Raw genomic sequence first — 15,600 nt, forward strand, 5'->3', positions numbered from 1 at the left:
TTTTAGCTCCACTTATTGAGCCTGGATCAGCTGTTCACTGCCATTGACCTGGAAGCGGGCCGCATGCCCCCCCTCCGTGGATTTCAGCGTCCAGCCCATCAGACTGTCACCCGGAGAAAGCAGGCGCATCGCTGATATCTGCGATGCACCCCGGGGAATGACCACGGCGAAGGTCTGACCGCCACGACGTTCAATGCCGGTCAGCTCGAACGGTGCAGCCAGCGTCACCGCGCGCCTGACTGACCGGTTAATCTTTTTTGATGCGGACGCCGTCCGACTTTTTCCTGCCTCACTGGCGGTGCGGGGCTTTTCAGGCTCTGAAGGTTTTTGTGCAGGTTCTGCCCTGCGGTTAAGCTCATCCAGCGCGGCTTTAGCCTGCTGAACGTCGTGCTCTAGCGCACCCGCGCGGGTCTGCAACTGAGCCACCGCCTGGCTGTTGGTGTTTTCGTTATCACGGAGCTGATTGATCGCGCTCTTCAGGCTGTCCTGCTGTTCACGGGTTGACTGAACTTCGCCAGGCAGATCAGCAAGCGCGGCGGCCTGCTGTTCAAGCGTTTTAAGCCGATTTTCCATTGCCGAAACATTTGAGGTCAGCTGGCCAATCTGTCCGCTGCGAAAAGCGGCATCGAGCGTGTTAACACGAATGGTGAGGTCAGATACCTGACTGCCCATAACAACCAGCGCAATGAGTGATCCGGCCAGACTGACAGTCAGTAAAATGGCACTGCCGGTCAGGAGAATTTTTCGGGGGCTAAACGTCAATCGCTGACGCGGCTTGACTGCAACTGAGGGCTGCACCTCTGGCCCACTGAGCTGAGACTCAGGCGCATCCGGAAGCAGTTCCTCGGGTGAGGCATGACTGGGTGACATACAGGGTTTCCTTATGGCTGCACTGCATAATTGCCATAAGGTGCAAAAATGATTGGATCATGACGATGGTTTAATCAAAATCCGTTCCATAAAATTTTTCCGGACGTACTAATGTCGTCAGTTTTATAAATGTAGGGGCCAAAAATAGCCCCAAGTGGTTTTATGACTAAAAATTAAAAGGGAGCTTATGTAAAAACATCATGAATGAACTCGAGTGCTTATCTTATTTCTAAGAGAAATCGGCCGCTCAATGTATTGATAAGAAAACCAAGCCAATAAGCATGAAAGAATAATGGAAATCGTGAATCTTAGGTATCCATCGGGAACTCCGAAGTCTGAAAATCTCTTACCTATACCATTATTCATAAGAGTATGTATAAGGTATAGAGAAAAAGAAATATTGCCTAACTCCACCATTACATTTGGAACGTATCTGGAGATCTGTTCTTCTGCCATTACAAAGCTTAATAACAATAAACCATATGCCCACCCGGAGCTGAGTAAACCATGACTCACGCACAGGCCATTAGAAAAAAGATAAGTAGTCATGATCATGCATATTATAGTTAATGATACTTTTAATTTCTTTGGGATAATTTTTAAATGCGGGTAAGAAAACCCAATTAACGCGCCTATAACAAAAAGAAAAATCATGGGGTTAGACATTAGGCCTAACATTGCTGAGTTAAACCTGTAGCCGTCAGGATTCAATGATAGCTCGTACCCAGATGATAATGGTAAAATAATCAATGTGGAAGAAAGTAATATAGCTAAACATGTCAATCGGTTTTTGAATAAGACAGAGATGGCCACCATCAGATAAAAGAACACTTCATAGTTAAGAGTCCATCTAATCCCATACATACCATTATCATCCACATAGAAGGGAGGATGTTCGGGGTAAATTGGATAAAATCCAAAGGCACTTATCAAATTTTCCGTCTTGTCAGCGTAATGGAAGGTGCTCATTGCACCACCGAGTAAAAATGATATTAAAAGAATAATATAATAAGCGGGGAGAATTCGAAGAGCTCTTTTCTTCAAAAAGACTAAAGCTCCCTTAATCCTACAGGTGTATTCTTAGCGCTCAACGTGATAACAAAACCACTAATCAGGAAAAAAAGGTCGACTCCAGTTGCTCCCCATCCAAACAGCTTATCTCCCAACCCCGGACTTTCAACATTAATATTCCAGCGAAAATGAAACAACATCACGCTTAACGCAGCAAACCCTCGTAAAGCCTGTATACCTCTAAATGTATCTTTATTTACCATTTTTTTTGTGAAAATTTCGCAATGAGTGTAAGCAAAGCGACACTATATCATTATAAAAAAAATTTTGACGATTGATTAGGCACTGACACTCTAAAAGAGGGGTGATTTATCGTGCACAATAAGCGATTGCCCTTACACAACCACCAAAGTCGCCGGGTGGAGCTACTATCCACCCGTTACCTGATACATCAGGGTAAGATGAGTCCGGGGAATTGCGGCCAGCATCATCGTTGGTCCATTGTGTCATCTGAAAACCTCCAGACATGAGTCGGAACCCTGCCGGACAATATGCCGCTGTTACGCCTGACTTGTTACTACATTTTATATCACCATATGTAGTGGTCGTTTCAGTTATCGCGGGGGTTTTCCACACTCCATTGACACACGATAGAATGGCACCAGTACTATCCCTACTCACCTGGCCATTGGGACTACATCCATTTCCTGCAAAATTGATTCCATCCAACTGCAAATTTTCACCTGTAGATAAACGACCATCAGATCTCACGCTACCTCCACGAACCTGACCGCCGGTGTAAATATTTTTGTTATTGATGGCACGCACCCAGTCGTTATCAGACATATAAAAACCGCCGCCATACGTCTCATTCAGCCAGCCCTTGCTCCCACGCGTTATAAACCAGCCATTATTTGAACGGATATCATTATTTGCCGTCATGGCATTACCCGCAGTCACATTCGAGCCGGCTGTCACATTCTGCCCGGTCACAGTTCCACTGGCGGTGATATTACCGCCCGCAGTGACATTACTGGTGAAGGCACCGTTTGCTGCATTGACGGTGGCCGTGTTATTGAGATTGTTTCCTCCCATGTCAATGCTGGTATGCATCGTATTCAGGTCGGGCTTGCCGGTAACGGAAAAACGATACAGACGATCACTTTCACCCCGCGCAACGCCAAGTTCATCGGTTGTGAGGAGCACGGCAATATGCCCCTGCGTGGTAGTGACACCAAATTGTGACAACGGTATGCTCCAGCTGCTCATCGCACCGGTGGCGATGCCTGACGTCCAGATATACCCACCCATGCCTGACGTGATATCCATGGATATCTGACGCAGCGCCAGAAATGGAAGCGCGGAGCCGTTCTGCGTGTACACCAGAGCTTGCAGCTGATCGGTATTTGTCCCATTGCGGACCAGCGCAGCACGATATCCCTGACCATCTATCGTATTTTCACTGAACCCTTGCTCAAGAAAACCGGTATTTTTTAACATGACCGGGGTCACGATGACCGGGGCCGTTGTTGTGGCACTCGAGAGCAATGTGTCGTAATAACGCCCCGTGTAACTCTTCACGGCCTGGGTAAAGCGTGAAACCTGTGCGGACGTGTTCATCCAGGTGCGCTTTTGCATCCATTCGCTGATCAGTGAATAACCCCATACGCTGACCAGCAGAAGGATAATCAGTGCAGCGCCGGTGCTAAGGATGGCCCATCCCCGGTCCATTGAGTTGTTTGATTTCACGGGCTTCACCATGTAATGAGTGGTTGATAAAGTCGGGTTAAAGTGACAAGAATCGCGCCAGTGCACAGCCAGGGCCCCATCGGTCCCCCTTCACTGACGCGGCGAACCAGCAACTGCCAGATCACAAAAAATATGACGCCGGCAAGCAAAGCAGAAAGTCCTTCAGGTCCGCCCAGCCAGGCAGACACGGCGCCCGCCAGCCAGACATCCCCCAGACCCAGGCATTCTCGGCCATGCATTTTGAACGTGGCATATCGCCATACGGCGAATACCGCCAGCGCGGTCACAGCTGAGAAGAAGTGTTCCCAGAAAGCGGGAACGACAAGAGCAGAGATCAGCCCGGCGATCAGACAGCTCACCGTCATTTCCCGGGGAAGAAAGCCGGTCATGACATCACTCAGCGTCATTCTGAACAGAAAAAGGCTGAATAATACCGCCATAAGTCGTTCCAGGGCGGGCGCCGGAGACATAATCATGCAGGCTGCTGCGGCTGCGAAAAGCCAGGTGATACCTGCCGGTGCGGGTGTGGAAAAGACCTTTACCCACTCCCTGCCATCATCTGAGGTCAACAGATAAAGGCGCACAAGGCTCGCCATTGCGCTGAAGATGCAGATGCACATTGGAAAAATAATGATAAGCGTGGGCCACGGCATGCTCAGGGTCAGCAGGGTCACAGTTTCACTCCCCGTTCTTTCAGCAAAAGCTGGCGGTAAATGGCATAAATCCGGTTGGCGTAGGACTCACGGGTTTCATGACGATCTTTTCTGAAGCCGGCGTTATAAGAGCCCAGGCAGTTCCAGCTGATGCCACAGACCTGAAAATGCTTCGCCAGTATCCAGGTGCCGATTTGCACATTCAGACAGGGGCGCGTCAGGAGTTCCTGAGGGCTGTGGATAACGCCCTGAGCCATCAACGAAGGAATGTGTGTTGAGTTGACCTGCATAAGTCCGTAGTCGGTGCTCAGCGCCCGACCCGTAGTTTTATCGCGGTTGATACTGGTAATCCCTGGCCGGAGGCTGCTTTCGCCCGTTGCGATGGCTTTTAGCAACAGTGGGTCAATGTGATATTTCGCGCCCGCCGCATCAAAGCAGAAGGCCCCCGCACGGGGGCACAGCATGATCAGAAGCAGAAACGTGAAAATGCGCAGCATGTCATCAGCCGTTGTGCGTGAAGACGAGGGTATTGTTACCGGTCATACCGCTGTCAGCAGAGCAGGATTTGCCCGCCTCTTCTGCACTCACAACACCATCGCTGTAGTCCGTACTGTTGATGGTGATGGCGCTGAAAGCACCACCTGAGCCCAGTTGGGTCGCGAGAGAGATGCAGTCTGCCTGCGGTACCTTCTGAGTCGTCACGGAAAATCCGTTGTTAAACCCGTTAGTCGCCACCGGCGCCATCACCACCTGTCCGCCGTAACTGTTCCACATGGTGGCGGAGCCTGAGCTCGCCGTTCCCTGAATGGTCCAGCCCGCTTTCGGTGCGCCCCCCTGCTGAATAAGCGTACCGGTCATCGTGGTGCCACTGGTGAAGTTATATCCCCCCTGTGTCTGCTTGAGCTGCTGAGCATTTGTCACGATGGTCTGGAGATTTGACACCTCCACGCCAACGGACTTTTTCCCCCACAGGCTCCATACCCATGCACCAACGATACAGATAACAATGACGGTACCCAGCGCAATGGCACCGTGTTCCAGAATGCCCCAGCCCCGGTCGGGATGGCGCTGATGCTGCGGGAAAGCCTTTGATGACATGATTTTTCCTTAATGATTGCTGAACGTGTTCATGTCCTGAATCTGCATCACCATCAGCAGGATGAGTAAGAAGAAACTCATAATCAGAACGAGAGAAAAGAGTTTGGTGACGTTCGCGCGCCGGGCAACGCGCGCCAGGGCCTGCTCCAGCCAGCGGTCGGCATACCGGGTAATCAGCGACGCAGCGCTGCTGCCTTTATCCAGCAGCGAGAGGTAGTTCACCGCCTCACGGCTGGGGAAGTCATAACCGCTGTTGCGCATTGCACGGCCCAGAGAATCCCCTTCGCTCATGCACTCCATCGCCCCCTCAATCCGCTCCTGCAGCCAGGGCGGTGCAAATCCGTTCAGGATCTGCAGAGACTTGAGTTCCTGCACGCCGGCACCGAGCAGCGCCCCAATATTCATCAGAAAAACGGCGCCCTGCAGGTCTTTGTAAACCGACCAGGGCATGAGGTAATCAGCGAAACGACGCAGTCGCCCCCGCCACCGCGGCAGAGACCAGAAGGCAAGAACCACCAGACCGGCGGCTACACCCGCCGCGGTCAGCCCCCACTGGCCTGTCCAGAGTGCGACGCCGTTCATCAGGCCGAGTGCCCCGGTCCAGCCCGCAGGATCGGACATTTTGCTCATCGTTGGCACCAGCGCCAGATTGTTGGCCAGCAGCAGTCCTGTTCCCAGCAAGACCAGCACGACAGGGAACACCGAGGCGAAAAGAACCTGACCGAGGATGCGCCGGCGGGCGAGAATGAGCTTGTCGGCCTGCATCAGGGCGCCAGGAATATTGCCGGTTTCCATCCCGGCGCTGATAAGCGCTGCCTCCTCATAGGGTGCCCAGACGGCGAGGACGTCCTGCAGTGCGCGCCCGGGGCGGTTATCGTTTACCCCCTCAAGGCAGTCCTGGACCAGCTCATTGTAGGGATGCCAGCGCTGGCCAAAATCGGTATGCACTTCACCGATCATGATCAGCGCCTCTTTCAGTTGTTTGCGGTTATCCAGCAGAAAGCGCAACGTCTCGTAAAAGGGCTGGCGATACTGGCCGGTAAAGGTCGCCCTGACCAGGCGATAGCGCAGTTTTTCTGCGACCGACATGTCCCTGTCAGGCGTAAAGCGATTAGCGGATGCCATCAGGGACCTCGCAATGCATTACCTCATCTTCATCCAGTGGACAGATAAGATCCCCTTCGAGCGGATCGACACGCCCCTCTGCCAGATATCGCATCAGGTGCATACGCCGGGTAATCCCCCCGTTGTTCACCCAGTACTGGCGGGCCACCGCCGGCCCGTGTGACAGCCAGAGCTGCATCTGGCGCGCATCCGTCCTGACCACCTCGGCCACGGCCGTTCGCCCCGTCACCCCACGGCTGATAATGCGTCCCGTCAGCGGCACCGTTTTCTGACAGTGCGGGCAACCTTCGTGATTTCGGAAGTAAAGTTTGCTGGTATCGCAGAGCCCCTCAACGGTGCAGTACCGTTCGAGTCGGGCACGCGTATCGGCGTCCAGATCAGGGGATTTAACCTTCCAGGGGACACGGCAGCGTTCACACAGCAGCGGCACCAGACGCTGGCCTATCAGGCCGGTGATGAGTGCCGCATCCGCCAGAAGATGACGGTCCACACCAAAGTGCTCCATACGGCGAAGTGCGCCAATTGCGCTTTGTGTGTGTGTGGTAGAAAGAAGAAGATGACCCGTTTCACTGGCATAAATGGCCGCAATCAGTGAATGAAGGTCCCGCATCTCACCGTTCATGATGGCATCCGGATCAAGGCGCAGCGCGGAGGCGTTGGCATTATCCCATGCACGGCTGACAGCCTCCGGGGAGTTATCGGCGGGCATAACGGGTGTCTGAATCGCGCCCGGAATACGACCCTCGGGTGGATTTTCCAGCGTCAGCAGGCGCTTTTTCCCGCCGGTCAGTTTCAGCCAGATATCACTGAAGACGCGCAGCGTGGCGCTTTTACCTGAACCCGTTGGCCCGGTCAGCAGCACCATCCCTTCGGGTAGCTTCAGGATCTGCATGATAAGCTTTATCTGCTCCGGCAAAAAACCCAGCTGCGGTAGCGTCGGTATCCTGTCGCCGTCGTCCGGGATAAGACGCATGACCACAATCAGCCCGTCAGGTGTGGGGCGATGCTCGTAGCGTGCGCCATAGAGACCGGCCCGGCGCGCAAACTTTGCGTCGACGCGCCCGGACTGCTCACGGCCGGCAAAGAAGGACTGCTCACGGACGTCGCACATAGAGAGGTAGGAAGTGGATGCCAGCGTCATGCCCTCCACATCTTTCACCTCATCAACCACTTCGAGCTCGCCATGGATCCGCAGCTGTACGATCGTCAGTTTACGGTCTGCACTGATCTCAAAATGGATGTCAGACGCACTGAACTCATGGCCCAGCTTCATGTAGCTGATGACCTTGTCCTGCGAGACGCTGACGTCCCGTTTATCCATGTCCGCTTCGCTGATCCCCTGACTGAGGCCCATTCCCTGACGGTCAGCCACTTCCCGACGACGGTTCAGTTCGCTCAGGGTCACAAACTCGGTTGTCGCGGCCGGATAATGGCGTGTAACGTCCATTACCCAGCGCTGAATCGCCGCTTCTTTTCGCCGGTTACCATCAATCAGCAGCGTCACGCCACCGGCTGGCTGCCGTTCAGCGTATACAAAATCCATAATCTCTTTATCAGGTGTCATCATGGCCTCAGAAGGAGAGTTCAGAATCGTCGTTGAGGCGCACAAGCGTGGACGTGACCTCAGTAACACGCTTTGTGGTGCCCGGGATTTGATCCCCTTTCACCACCTCTGTCACACCCCCGTCGGGGAGCACAATACGGGCACGTAGCTGATTACCACGTCCGTAAATCTCCTGAAGCCGCACGCTGCCGGCGCGCTTCTCCGCGCCAGCTGATACGGTCTGCTGTGAGGGGGCAGGCTGCGCCATCAGTGGCATGGCAGGCTGAGCGGCAGTGGCCAGATAATTCCTGTCGGTACTCTGCCCGGACTGGCTTTCACGCAGCTGCTGCTCGAGACGGGCTGTCTGAACTTTCTGCTCAAGGATGAGGTTTCGCGCCTGTGCAGCTTCAAGCTCACCCAGCGTGACGTTGGGCGGCAGTGAGTCGCTGGCCAGGGCCGGCAGTGTCGTTCCGCAGAGCAGAACGGCCAGCAGCAAGTTCATGCCGGCGGGATTAATTCTGCGCATAAACGCTCCCCTTCATCGTGTAGTCGAACTGCCCCTGCGGGCTCATGGTGATGGACAGGCTGGTCAGGCGGAGCCCTGTGGCATCAAAATCCTGAAGCAGCCGCTCAGGCTGCAGGCGAGAGCTGACTGAGAACGAGAATTCCCGCCAGTCCTGCAGGGGGATGTTTTTTTCCTGGCCCGGCGTGACAGCCGGCGGCTTCACCTCGGTAAACTTCACGTCGAGATTCCGTCGCTGCAGATGGGAAATAAACCGCATGAGCTGAGCGTCAGCACCGGGGAGCGCTTCGTCCGTGAGTCCGGCGGGTGAGGTGCGTTTGAAGGGAATGAAAACGTCGCCGCTTTTGCCGCCCTCCTGCAGGTTAAAGACGGCTGAGTGACCCAGCAGCTCGCGCGCGCGGCGGGAAAAGTCCTCCACGGTTGCACCGGGGGTGGCAATAAACCGCAAACGCAGCCCTTCCGGCACGCATTCGCCATCCGTAAATCGCCAGCCGGCCACGGAGGCAAAAACAGGTTCACGGGTGAGCCAGCAGTTGCTGAGCAGCACAGAAACGGGAAGCTGCGAGGCCCACGGGTGCGGTGCGCGTGCGGGCACGGCCGGTTTTTCAGGCTTAAGCGCCATGCGGGCGCGAAACGCCGCCATCGCAGCCGCCTGTTCGGCTTTCTCAGAGGCGGTGTCGTACCAGTAAATCCCAGAGGCCACTGCAAGGGTCACGAGAGCCGCAGGAAGGATAACGGACATCGCAGTGACGCGCTTACGCAGCCGGCAGCGCTTAAGCTGAGTGCGGCTGAGTCTGTCAGTCAGCGTACTGGCGTGGCGATCGTCGTCCACCGTCGCGGCACACCGTAATCCCGGCGCATCGGCGTCGTTGAACCGCAGGAAATTTTTTGCAGCCAGTTCAATGGTGGCGCGCGAACCAGTCACGTCGCCCATCACCGAAAGCTGCCCGCCGATGGCGGCAAAGAACACCCACATGACGTTGAACTGGTAAGGATCCCTTTTTGTTTAGATAGCTGATAGGCCACTGGCGTAAGGTTGGCCGTGGGGTTAGTCTGATTCATCTCCATGCTGACGTTACCCTGCTCAGACAACGCTTTGATAAGCAGGCTGGAGCCGGAGAATTTTGCGGCGTTGCCGGAGGCCGTATCGAGAATCGAAAATCCAGCACTGCCTGCAGACGTCGACGCGTTGGCCATGGAGCCGGTCAGGCTGGCGCCCACGTTATTAAGCGATTTGTAGACCAGCCCCCAGTCCAGCCCCAGCTCCTCGTTGCGCGTCTGCGTTACACTGACAATCTGAATATTGAGCTGAACCTGACGACTGAGCACTTTGTTCTGGTATTCGATATAGCGCCCGATACGATTAAGAACATCTGGCGTATCCGTTACGCTGAGGGTCCCGGTGGCGGCCGACAGCCAGAACCGGCCAGATTTTGGCGTCAGCATCTGTTCAATGGTTTTACGGATATCATCGTACAGGTCGCTGTTCATGCCGTAATCGGTCTTCTGATTAGAGCTGATGTCACCCGTTGAGCCGCCTGATGTGCCGCCACCGCTGCCGAGCTGATTGCCGGAACCAGAGTTAATAGAGGCGCTGCTGTTGACTTTGGTATTAAGAATGACGAGCTGAAAGGTGCGGGTATCCTGCTGATAGAAATACACGCCGCTGCTGTCACTTCGCCATGACAGACCGTATCCGCTTGCTTCTAATTCAAGCAGGTCATGAACATCTCCCTGAAACTTAATACCACGCATGAGAACTGAGGGCTGCTGAACGGTGGTGGGCTGTACAGAAGTGGCCCCCATCTGAGCCAGGGGAACCCGACCATTGTCATCAGGCGCTGGCAACTGGCCACTCATCTGCGAGGTGGTCACGCTACCGGTTGAAACGTTACTGAGTGCCGCAAAGGCATCCGGCGTGATGGAAACCCTGATGCCGCAAAGCGCGGTAATGCGTTGTCCTAGCTCAGGCAGTGATATACCGTCTGGACGGTTTATCGTTATCTGGCAGGCAGGCAGATTTTTTTCGTCCGGCGTGGATACGACGGGCGCAACCGGCTGCAGGTTAACCCAGGGTTTGTCGGACCAGACGACGGTAGGTTGGGTCATTGCCTGTCGGCTCTGCAACACCCGCTGAGCAGTGTCAGCCTGTCCTGAAGCTTCTTTGTCCATTTTACTGATTTCTGTCAGCGAACAGGATGACAGCACGAACGCGGTGGCCAGCGCTGTCAGGCAGAAAGGTATACGCGGCATCCGCAGCTCCCTGAGGTGGTTAATTGAGGTAAACAATGCTGCCCTCCGTTATTCCGGAGGGCAGGGAAAGATTCATATCGGTGCCGTCAGCCATGCGCAGGCGACCGTCGCTGACGGTCAGCGCCAGCGCTGAGGTCACTGACTGGCTTCGCAGGGCGGCAAAAACGCCGTCAGTAGCAGGGACCCATACCCAGAGTCGGTTGTTCAGAATGACGGATTGAATTCGGCTGTCAGGCGCAGGCATCATGCCTGTCTGAGCGGGGGTAACAGCACCATCGGCGACCGTGCGACCATGGCGCCAGTTATTGACCGCATCGGCCGTACGCAGCATGTCTGCGGCAAGCTTACCCGGCAGCGTTTGCTGGACAGCCGCACGAACGTGCTCTGACGAATGACGCTGCGCATCACCCGCCATCAGCGCAATGACCAGACAAAACACCAGTACCGGCAGCGCGAATCCCATCTCAGTGCTCCCCGCCCGCAGGGGTATCGCTGACGGAAATCAGGCACTGAATACGGTTTGCCTCAGCAAACAGCGGTTTTTCGGCCTTGCGATAGAGGTCAAATACCTGAACCATCACCGACTCAAAGTTGCCGTGAAAAATCAGAGGGGCATCAATACGGTAATCAAGCGATACTGGCCAGATAATGACCCAGTTGCCGCCGTTACTGCACGGCGCCTTCGAAGCCCAGCCGGTGAGCGTCTCTTTCAGGGTTGAACCCGGTTCTGCCCGCCATGTCTGACCCACCGGGGCGACGGTAACAGGTGTGCCCGGAATGAGAGAGGCTGCCGTCTGGCTGCTCACAGGGGGCGCGGGGGGGAGCGTTGAGACCGGACGCACAGAGGACGCTTTTGGTGTGGCATTCACTGTAGTCTGTGTGACCACCGGCGGACGAACTGCCACAGTCTGAGAACCGGGCTGTGGAGCCACTTTAGCAACCGGTACCTTAACCAATAGCGGCGGATTGTTAACCGGAGGGTTGTACGCTGAGTTCTGCGTTTTCTGGGGTTTAGCGGTGGTCAGCATGGGTGACGGCACGGCCAGATCCTGTGGAGTCAACGCTGTTTTTTTGACGGAAGCCGGCAGGGTTTCCCCAGTGAAAGGGTTACGGGGTAAAGCATTTTCAGGAACGGCCGGGCCCGCTGACTGAACGGGTTTCGGCTGAGCCGGGTTATTTGCCGACAGGCTCTTTGCCGGTGTGAGCGTTGCCGCCGCTGCGTCAAACTGGCGGTACTGATCGCGCAGCACAAAACAAATTTCACGGTTAACTTCATCCACCTTCAGCCGCCAGGCGGGGCCGGCAAGAATTTGCAGCGCCTCGCTCAGCTTAACCGGGCCAATATCGCGCTGAACAGCGGGAAGCGGACGGCTGAGAAGTTCCGAAAATGCAGAAGTCGTGGCTGAGCACAGTGAATAACCTGATTCCAGCAGGAGATAGCGAAATCCATCTCCTACTGTGTTAACCAGCTGTGCAGGCATCGTGATATCAATAATCTGATTGAGCGGATCTCGCTGTGCATCATCCGGGCGCGTACTGACGAGCGTGTAGCGATCGTAGCGCACCACTTCGGGGGCTCGATTGCGGTAAATGTCATCGAAACGTGCAGGCTGCTGATAACGCCCATGAGTTAATAGCGCAGGGTCAGAAGCCGGGTTGCTGCAGCTGGCTAACATGACAGAGCAGGCGAGCAGGCCGGCTCCCGTTGCCGCGCGTCTTGAAGGTACTGCCATCAGGATTCACCCCAGGAATAGTCTTAGTCAGGAGTGCTATTCTGGCGGTGATGAAAAAGCGGGCAATGCGAAACTCTTACTGTCGACTGAAGGAAAAAAATCCACAGCCGATAGTTAATTCAGGTGTGGCAATGGCAGATATGCATGGAATACTGGAAAAGTAGTTACGACATCAGTGAGGTGTCTTCAATATTTGGTGGAATGCTGACTCTGCTCAGTAGCCTTCTCCTTCTGTGGGTGCTAATCAGTTACGTCTGGTATAAGTTTAAAAACAAACCCTATGAAAAAGCAGTTTACCATTTCACCTCCGCAGCGAATCTCGGGAAAATCGAGGCAGCACAATCATTGCGAGCCGCAAGAGATGGGATTATATACGCAACCCGAAATCCAAAGCTTTCACGCGTCGGCTCATCCAAAACAAAAAAGTCATCGAGCACTCCCCCTGTTGTGGTATTTCGCGGCGAAGCGTTAAAGATTTTCAGTAATAAAAACCATTTCCTCAAAGCCCTTGTTCATGGCCACCATTTTTATGGCGTCATCTTTTGTGAGGCTATAACTAATGAAAAGGGCGATGTTCTTATCCTGAAAAGTCACAGGTTGCTCAACGCTCTTATCATTGATAAAGCCGTAGTTAAAATGCCTTCTGGTCGACGGGGTAACATGATTCGCTACCTTTCATGGGTGACGGGCTTTCATAAGTTCTTACTTCCTGCTGTACACCTGGGTTCGCTTACCTGGATTGTCAGCGTGGCAGTGAACGAGCCTGTACCGATAGCCTGGTGCGGGCTGTATTTAATCCTCCTGGTTACTATGCTGGTATTTATCCTTGTATGTTCTCCACTGATCATGAGATCCCTTAAAAAAAGAGATGAAAAAGTGGAAGCAAGGTCACTATGAGATACCCCAACGCAACGATAATACCGACATCGTCATTTTTAAAGGCGCGAGAGATAATTTGGTTCAGCGTGTAAACCCCAAGGTTAACGGCAATAATTGCAGGCCAGCCAACATGCGGTTTTAGCATCACGTATGAGCTTCCCGCAGCGAGCATGTAAACAAGCAGGTAGATGACCAGAGCGTCAGCGGTGCCAAAGTAAAGCAGGTCGAGCACAGTGTAGAAAGCTCTCTTCTTTTCGTTCCACTTCGGTCTACTCACTATATCCCTCCTGATTTAAGGGCACAGCGTCTTTAAAAGGATTACTTCTTTCATGCAGAAAGAGTGAACAGTCGGTCATACCAACCTTCGCAATCGTGTTGTCTGGTGGAAATACCATCAGGATTCACCACAGATATGGCCTAATCAGGAGAGCTATTCTGGCGGTGATGAAAAAGCGGACAATGTGAAACTCTGAGTTCAGATTGAAGAATAAAGTACTGACGGCCGATAGAAGAAAAGTGACAGTTCGTCACGTTAAGGATTACTCATCAAGAGGGTGTTATGAAGAGAAAATTATCAGCCATCTGTTTCGCCGCTGCTTTCATTACCAGCTCAGCAGCTTTGGCCGCGACCAGCAACAAAGTTGCGGTAAGTGACCTGCACTTCCAGAAAACGCAAAACGGTCTGCAGAACATTCAAGGGCTGGGACAAAATACCAGTGGTAAAACGCTCGGCAATATTATCTTTAAATTTAATTTGCTGAAAAATGACGTCGTCATCGGGCAGGCTGTAGATATGGCCAGTAATATCGAACCTGGTCAGAAGTTTACTATTAACGCTAATTACAACAGTATCCAGCAGCCAGATTCGTTCAAACTGACCGAAGTGCTGGCAACAGAAAAATAACTCCCCTTCGGGGCAACCCGTCCACGCCATAAAAGCAAGTTTCATGTCATGGACGGGTTTCCGATAACTGACTAAATACCAGAGAATTCAGGACAAAAAAAACGCCATGATGGCGCTTAGTCTTAAGACAGGCTGACAAAATTAATCCGGGTAGTATTCCTGAGACAAAATTTGTTCCATTTCCCAGATGCAATCTTCAGGAAAAACATCAAGCTGCGTCTCCTGAGCTGCAGAAGAGACTGCATCTGCCCATACTGTAGCAATCCAGTCACTATCGGTAAGAGCCGTTTTTAAGCTCGGAGTGCCTTTTATATGTAATGCCAGTGCTTTTCTTTGCTCTTTGATGGTTCGCTGCCAGCTTGACCCACGACGGCCTGACTGAAACTTCCATTTGAGAAGATGCGCCAGCAGAACGGCCATACGACTGGCCAGCTCCCGCTTTTCGCTTTTACCCACGTCTTCGATCTCCTCGGCGATATTAGCAATATCAATCTCAGAGAACCGACCGGCACGGAGTAAAGCTGCCTGCTCCTGAGCCCAGGCAACAACGTCAGCTTCGTAGCGTGTGTTCATGGTAGATCTCCAGTGACATTCCTGATTAATGAACATCATTATAGAAGAAAAAAGCGCCAGACTGAACTGGCGCATAAGAGGGTATATCTATCTGAATCCATTATGAAATTGCGTAAATGGCTTTTTTACAGATGCCATAACCGTGTCCGAGAAACGGTATGTCATCATCAAAATCCATCGGTGGCTCATTCTGCGGATTTCGTGGCGCTGACGGAGTCTGCTGAGGCTGCTGAGGTTGACCCCAGCCACCCTGCTGACCTGACTGCGCATTGTTTCCACTGGTACTGGAGCTGTTACTGCGACCCCCGCCCAGCATCTGCATCGTTCCGTTAACGCCCACAACGACTTCGGTTGTCCAGCGATCGGTACCGCTGTTATCCGTCCATTTGCGGGTGCGTAACTGACCTTCAATATACACCTGTGAACCCTTTCGCAGGTATTCACCGGCAACCTCAGCCAGCTTGCCAAACAGCACGACACGATGCCATTCGGTATTTTCACGGTTTTCACCGGTCTGTTTATCACGCCAGGTTTCTGAAGTCGCCAGGTTTAAACCGGTTACTGCATTGCCATTTGGCATGTAACGTACTTCAGGATCTTGGCCGAGATGACCAACCAGGATGACTTTGTTGACGCCGCGTGCGGACATAATGATTTCCTCTTATGAATTGGGTTGAGAGGAGCAC

At 53.4% G+C, this 15,600-nt stretch carries 19 protein-coding genes; 2 read left to right on the forward strand and 17 right to left on the reverse strand.

All coding sequences use genetic code 11. The features are described from left to right. Window positions 1-12: 12 nt before the first annotated feature. The 14 genes from IAE30_RS07725 to IAE30_RS07790 all read right to left on the reverse strand — a co-directional run bounded on the left by IAE30_RS07725 (window position 13) and on the right by IAE30_RS07790 (window position 12,558). Window positions 13-870: a plasmid transfer protein gene (locus tag IAE30_RS07725; protein WP_200678941.1), complete on the reverse strand. Its 858-nt coding sequence runs from the start codon at window positions 868-870 to the stop codon at window positions 13-15. A 198-nt stretch (window positions 871-1,068) separates the two neighbouring features. Then, window positions 1,069-1,914: an acyltransferase gene (locus IAE30_RS07730; RefSeq protein ID WP_200678943.1), complete on the reverse strand. Its 846-nt coding sequence runs from the start codon at window positions 1,912-1,914 to the stop codon at window positions 1,069-1,071. A gap of 5 nt (window positions 1,915-1,919) precedes the next feature. Next, window positions 1,920-2,144 carry an acyltransferase family protein gene (locus tag IAE30_RS30420; protein ID WP_200678945.1) on the reverse strand — a complete coding sequence of 75 codons (225 nt, stop codon included), beginning with the start codon at window positions 2,142-2,144 and terminating at the stop codon, window positions 1,920-1,922. Window positions 2,145-2,250: 106 nt separating this feature from the next. Beyond that, complete coding sequence (pilV, locus tag IAE30_RS07740; protein ID WP_370585515.1) at window positions 2,251-3,630, reverse strand: shufflon system plasmid conjugative transfer pilus tip adhesin PilV; 1,380 nt, start codon at window positions 3,628-3,630, stop codon at window positions 2,251-2,253. A 5-nt stretch (window positions 3,631-3,635) separates the two neighbouring features. Next, a complete protein-coding gene (locus tag IAE30_RS07745; protein ID WP_200678947.1) occupies window positions 3,636-4,304 on the reverse strand; it encodes an A24 family peptidase in 669 nt (222 codons plus the stop codon). Beyond that, window positions 4,301-4,780: a lytic transglycosylase domain-containing protein gene (locus IAE30_RS07750; protein WP_200678949.1), complete on the reverse strand. Its 480-nt coding sequence runs from the start codon at window positions 4,778-4,780 to the stop codon at window positions 4,301-4,303. Before IAE30_RS07750 ends, IAE30_RS07745 begins: the two co-directional genes overlap by 4 nt. Before the next feature lie 4 nt (window positions 4,781-4,784). Next, window positions 4,785-5,381: a type 4 pilus major pilin gene (locus IAE30_RS07755; protein ID WP_038649688.1), complete on the reverse strand. Its 597-nt coding sequence runs from the start codon at window positions 5,379-5,381 to the stop codon at window positions 4,785-4,787. 9 nt (window positions 5,382-5,390) lie between these two features. Beyond that, the gene (locus IAE30_RS07760; protein ID WP_200678959.1) at window positions 5,391-6,506 is read right to left on the reverse strand and encodes a type II secretion system F family protein; all 1,116 of its coding nucleotides are present in this window, start codon (window positions 6,504-6,506) and stop codon (window positions 5,391-5,393) included. Further along, window positions 6,493-8,070, reverse strand: coding sequence for a GspE/PulE family protein (locus IAE30_RS07765; protein ID WP_200679111.1), 1,578 nt, complete (start codon window positions 8,068-8,070; stop codon window positions 6,493-6,495). The genes IAE30_RS07760 and IAE30_RS07765 overlap by 14 nt, the downstream gene beginning before the upstream one ends. A gap of 7 nt (window positions 8,071-8,077) precedes the next feature. After that, complete coding sequence (pilP, locus tag IAE30_RS07770) at window positions 8,078-8,575, reverse strand: type IV pilus biogenesis protein PilP (RefSeq protein ID WP_038643481.1); 498 nt, start codon at window positions 8,573-8,575, stop codon at window positions 8,078-8,080. Beyond that, on the reverse strand, window positions 8,562-9,548 hold the full coding sequence (pilO2, locus tag IAE30_RS07775; RefSeq protein WP_200678968.1) for a type 4b pilus protein PilO2: 987 nt from the start codon (window positions 9,546-9,548) through the stop codon (window positions 8,562-8,564). Before pilO2 ends, pilP begins: the two co-directional genes overlap by 14 nt. Then, entirely contained in the window at window positions 9,506-10,825 is a 1,320-nt protein-coding gene (locus IAE30_RS07780) for a PilN family type IVB pilus formation outer membrane protein (RefSeq protein ID WP_234472684.1), read from the reverse strand. The genes pilO2 and IAE30_RS07780 overlap by 43 nt, the downstream gene beginning before the upstream one ends. Before the next feature lie 19 nt (window positions 10,826-10,844). Then, complete coding sequence (pilM, locus tag IAE30_RS07785; RefSeq protein WP_200678970.1) at window positions 10,845-11,288, reverse strand: type IV pilus biogenesis protein PilM; 444 nt, start codon at window positions 11,286-11,288, stop codon at window positions 10,845-10,847. A gap of 1 nt (window position 11,289) precedes the next feature. Continuing rightward, a complete protein-coding gene (locus IAE30_RS07790; protein ID WP_200678981.1) occupies window positions 11,290-12,558 on the reverse strand; it encodes a TcpQ domain-containing protein in 1,269 nt (422 codons plus the stop codon). Between the two features lie 144 nt (window positions 12,559-12,702). Here IAE30_RS07790 and IAE30_RS07795 point away from each other — a divergent pair, with 144 nt between their 5' ends. Further along, window positions 12,703-13,455 carry a hypothetical protein gene (locus IAE30_RS07795; protein WP_200678983.1) on the forward strand — a complete coding sequence of 251 codons (753 nt, stop codon included), beginning with the start codon at window positions 12,703-12,705 and terminating at the stop codon, window positions 13,453-13,455. Here the strand turns inward: IAE30_RS07795 and IAE30_RS07800 are convergent. Further along, window positions 13,415-13,714, reverse strand: coding sequence for a hypothetical protein (locus IAE30_RS07800; RefSeq protein ID WP_200678985.1), 300 nt, complete (start codon window positions 13,712-13,714; stop codon window positions 13,415-13,417). The two genes, IAE30_RS07795 and IAE30_RS07800, sit on opposite strands and share 41 nt — an antisense overlap. Before the next feature lie 282 nt (window positions 13,715-13,996). Here IAE30_RS07800 and IAE30_RS30015 point away from each other — a divergent pair, with 282 nt between their 5' ends. Further along, the gene (locus IAE30_RS30015) at window positions 13,997-14,341 is read left to right on the forward strand and encodes an FxLYD domain-containing protein (RefSeq protein ID WP_234472685.1); all 345 of its coding nucleotides are present in this window, start codon (window positions 13,997-13,999) and stop codon (window positions 14,339-14,341) included. Window positions 14,342-14,482: 141 nt separating this feature from the next. Here the strand turns inward: IAE30_RS30015 and IAE30_RS07810 are convergent, their stop codons facing one another. Further along, a complete protein-coding gene (locus IAE30_RS07810; protein ID WP_200678987.1) occupies window positions 14,483-14,914 on the reverse strand; it encodes a DUF29 domain-containing protein in 432 nt (143 codons plus the stop codon). A gap of 100 nt (window positions 14,915-15,014) precedes the next feature. After that, window positions 15,015-15,563, reverse strand: coding sequence for a single-stranded DNA-binding protein (locus tag IAE30_RS07815; RefSeq protein WP_200678989.1), 549 nt, complete (start codon window positions 15,561-15,563; stop codon window positions 15,015-15,017). Between the last annotated feature and the right edge of the window lie 37 nt (window positions 15,564-15,600).

Origin of the sequence: Pantoea sp. S61 (assembly GCF_016625145.1) — a bacterium.
GTDB classification, from domain to species: Bacteria; Pseudomonadota; Gammaproteobacteria; order Enterobacterales; family Enterobacteriaceae; genus Pantoea; species Pantoea rwandensis_B.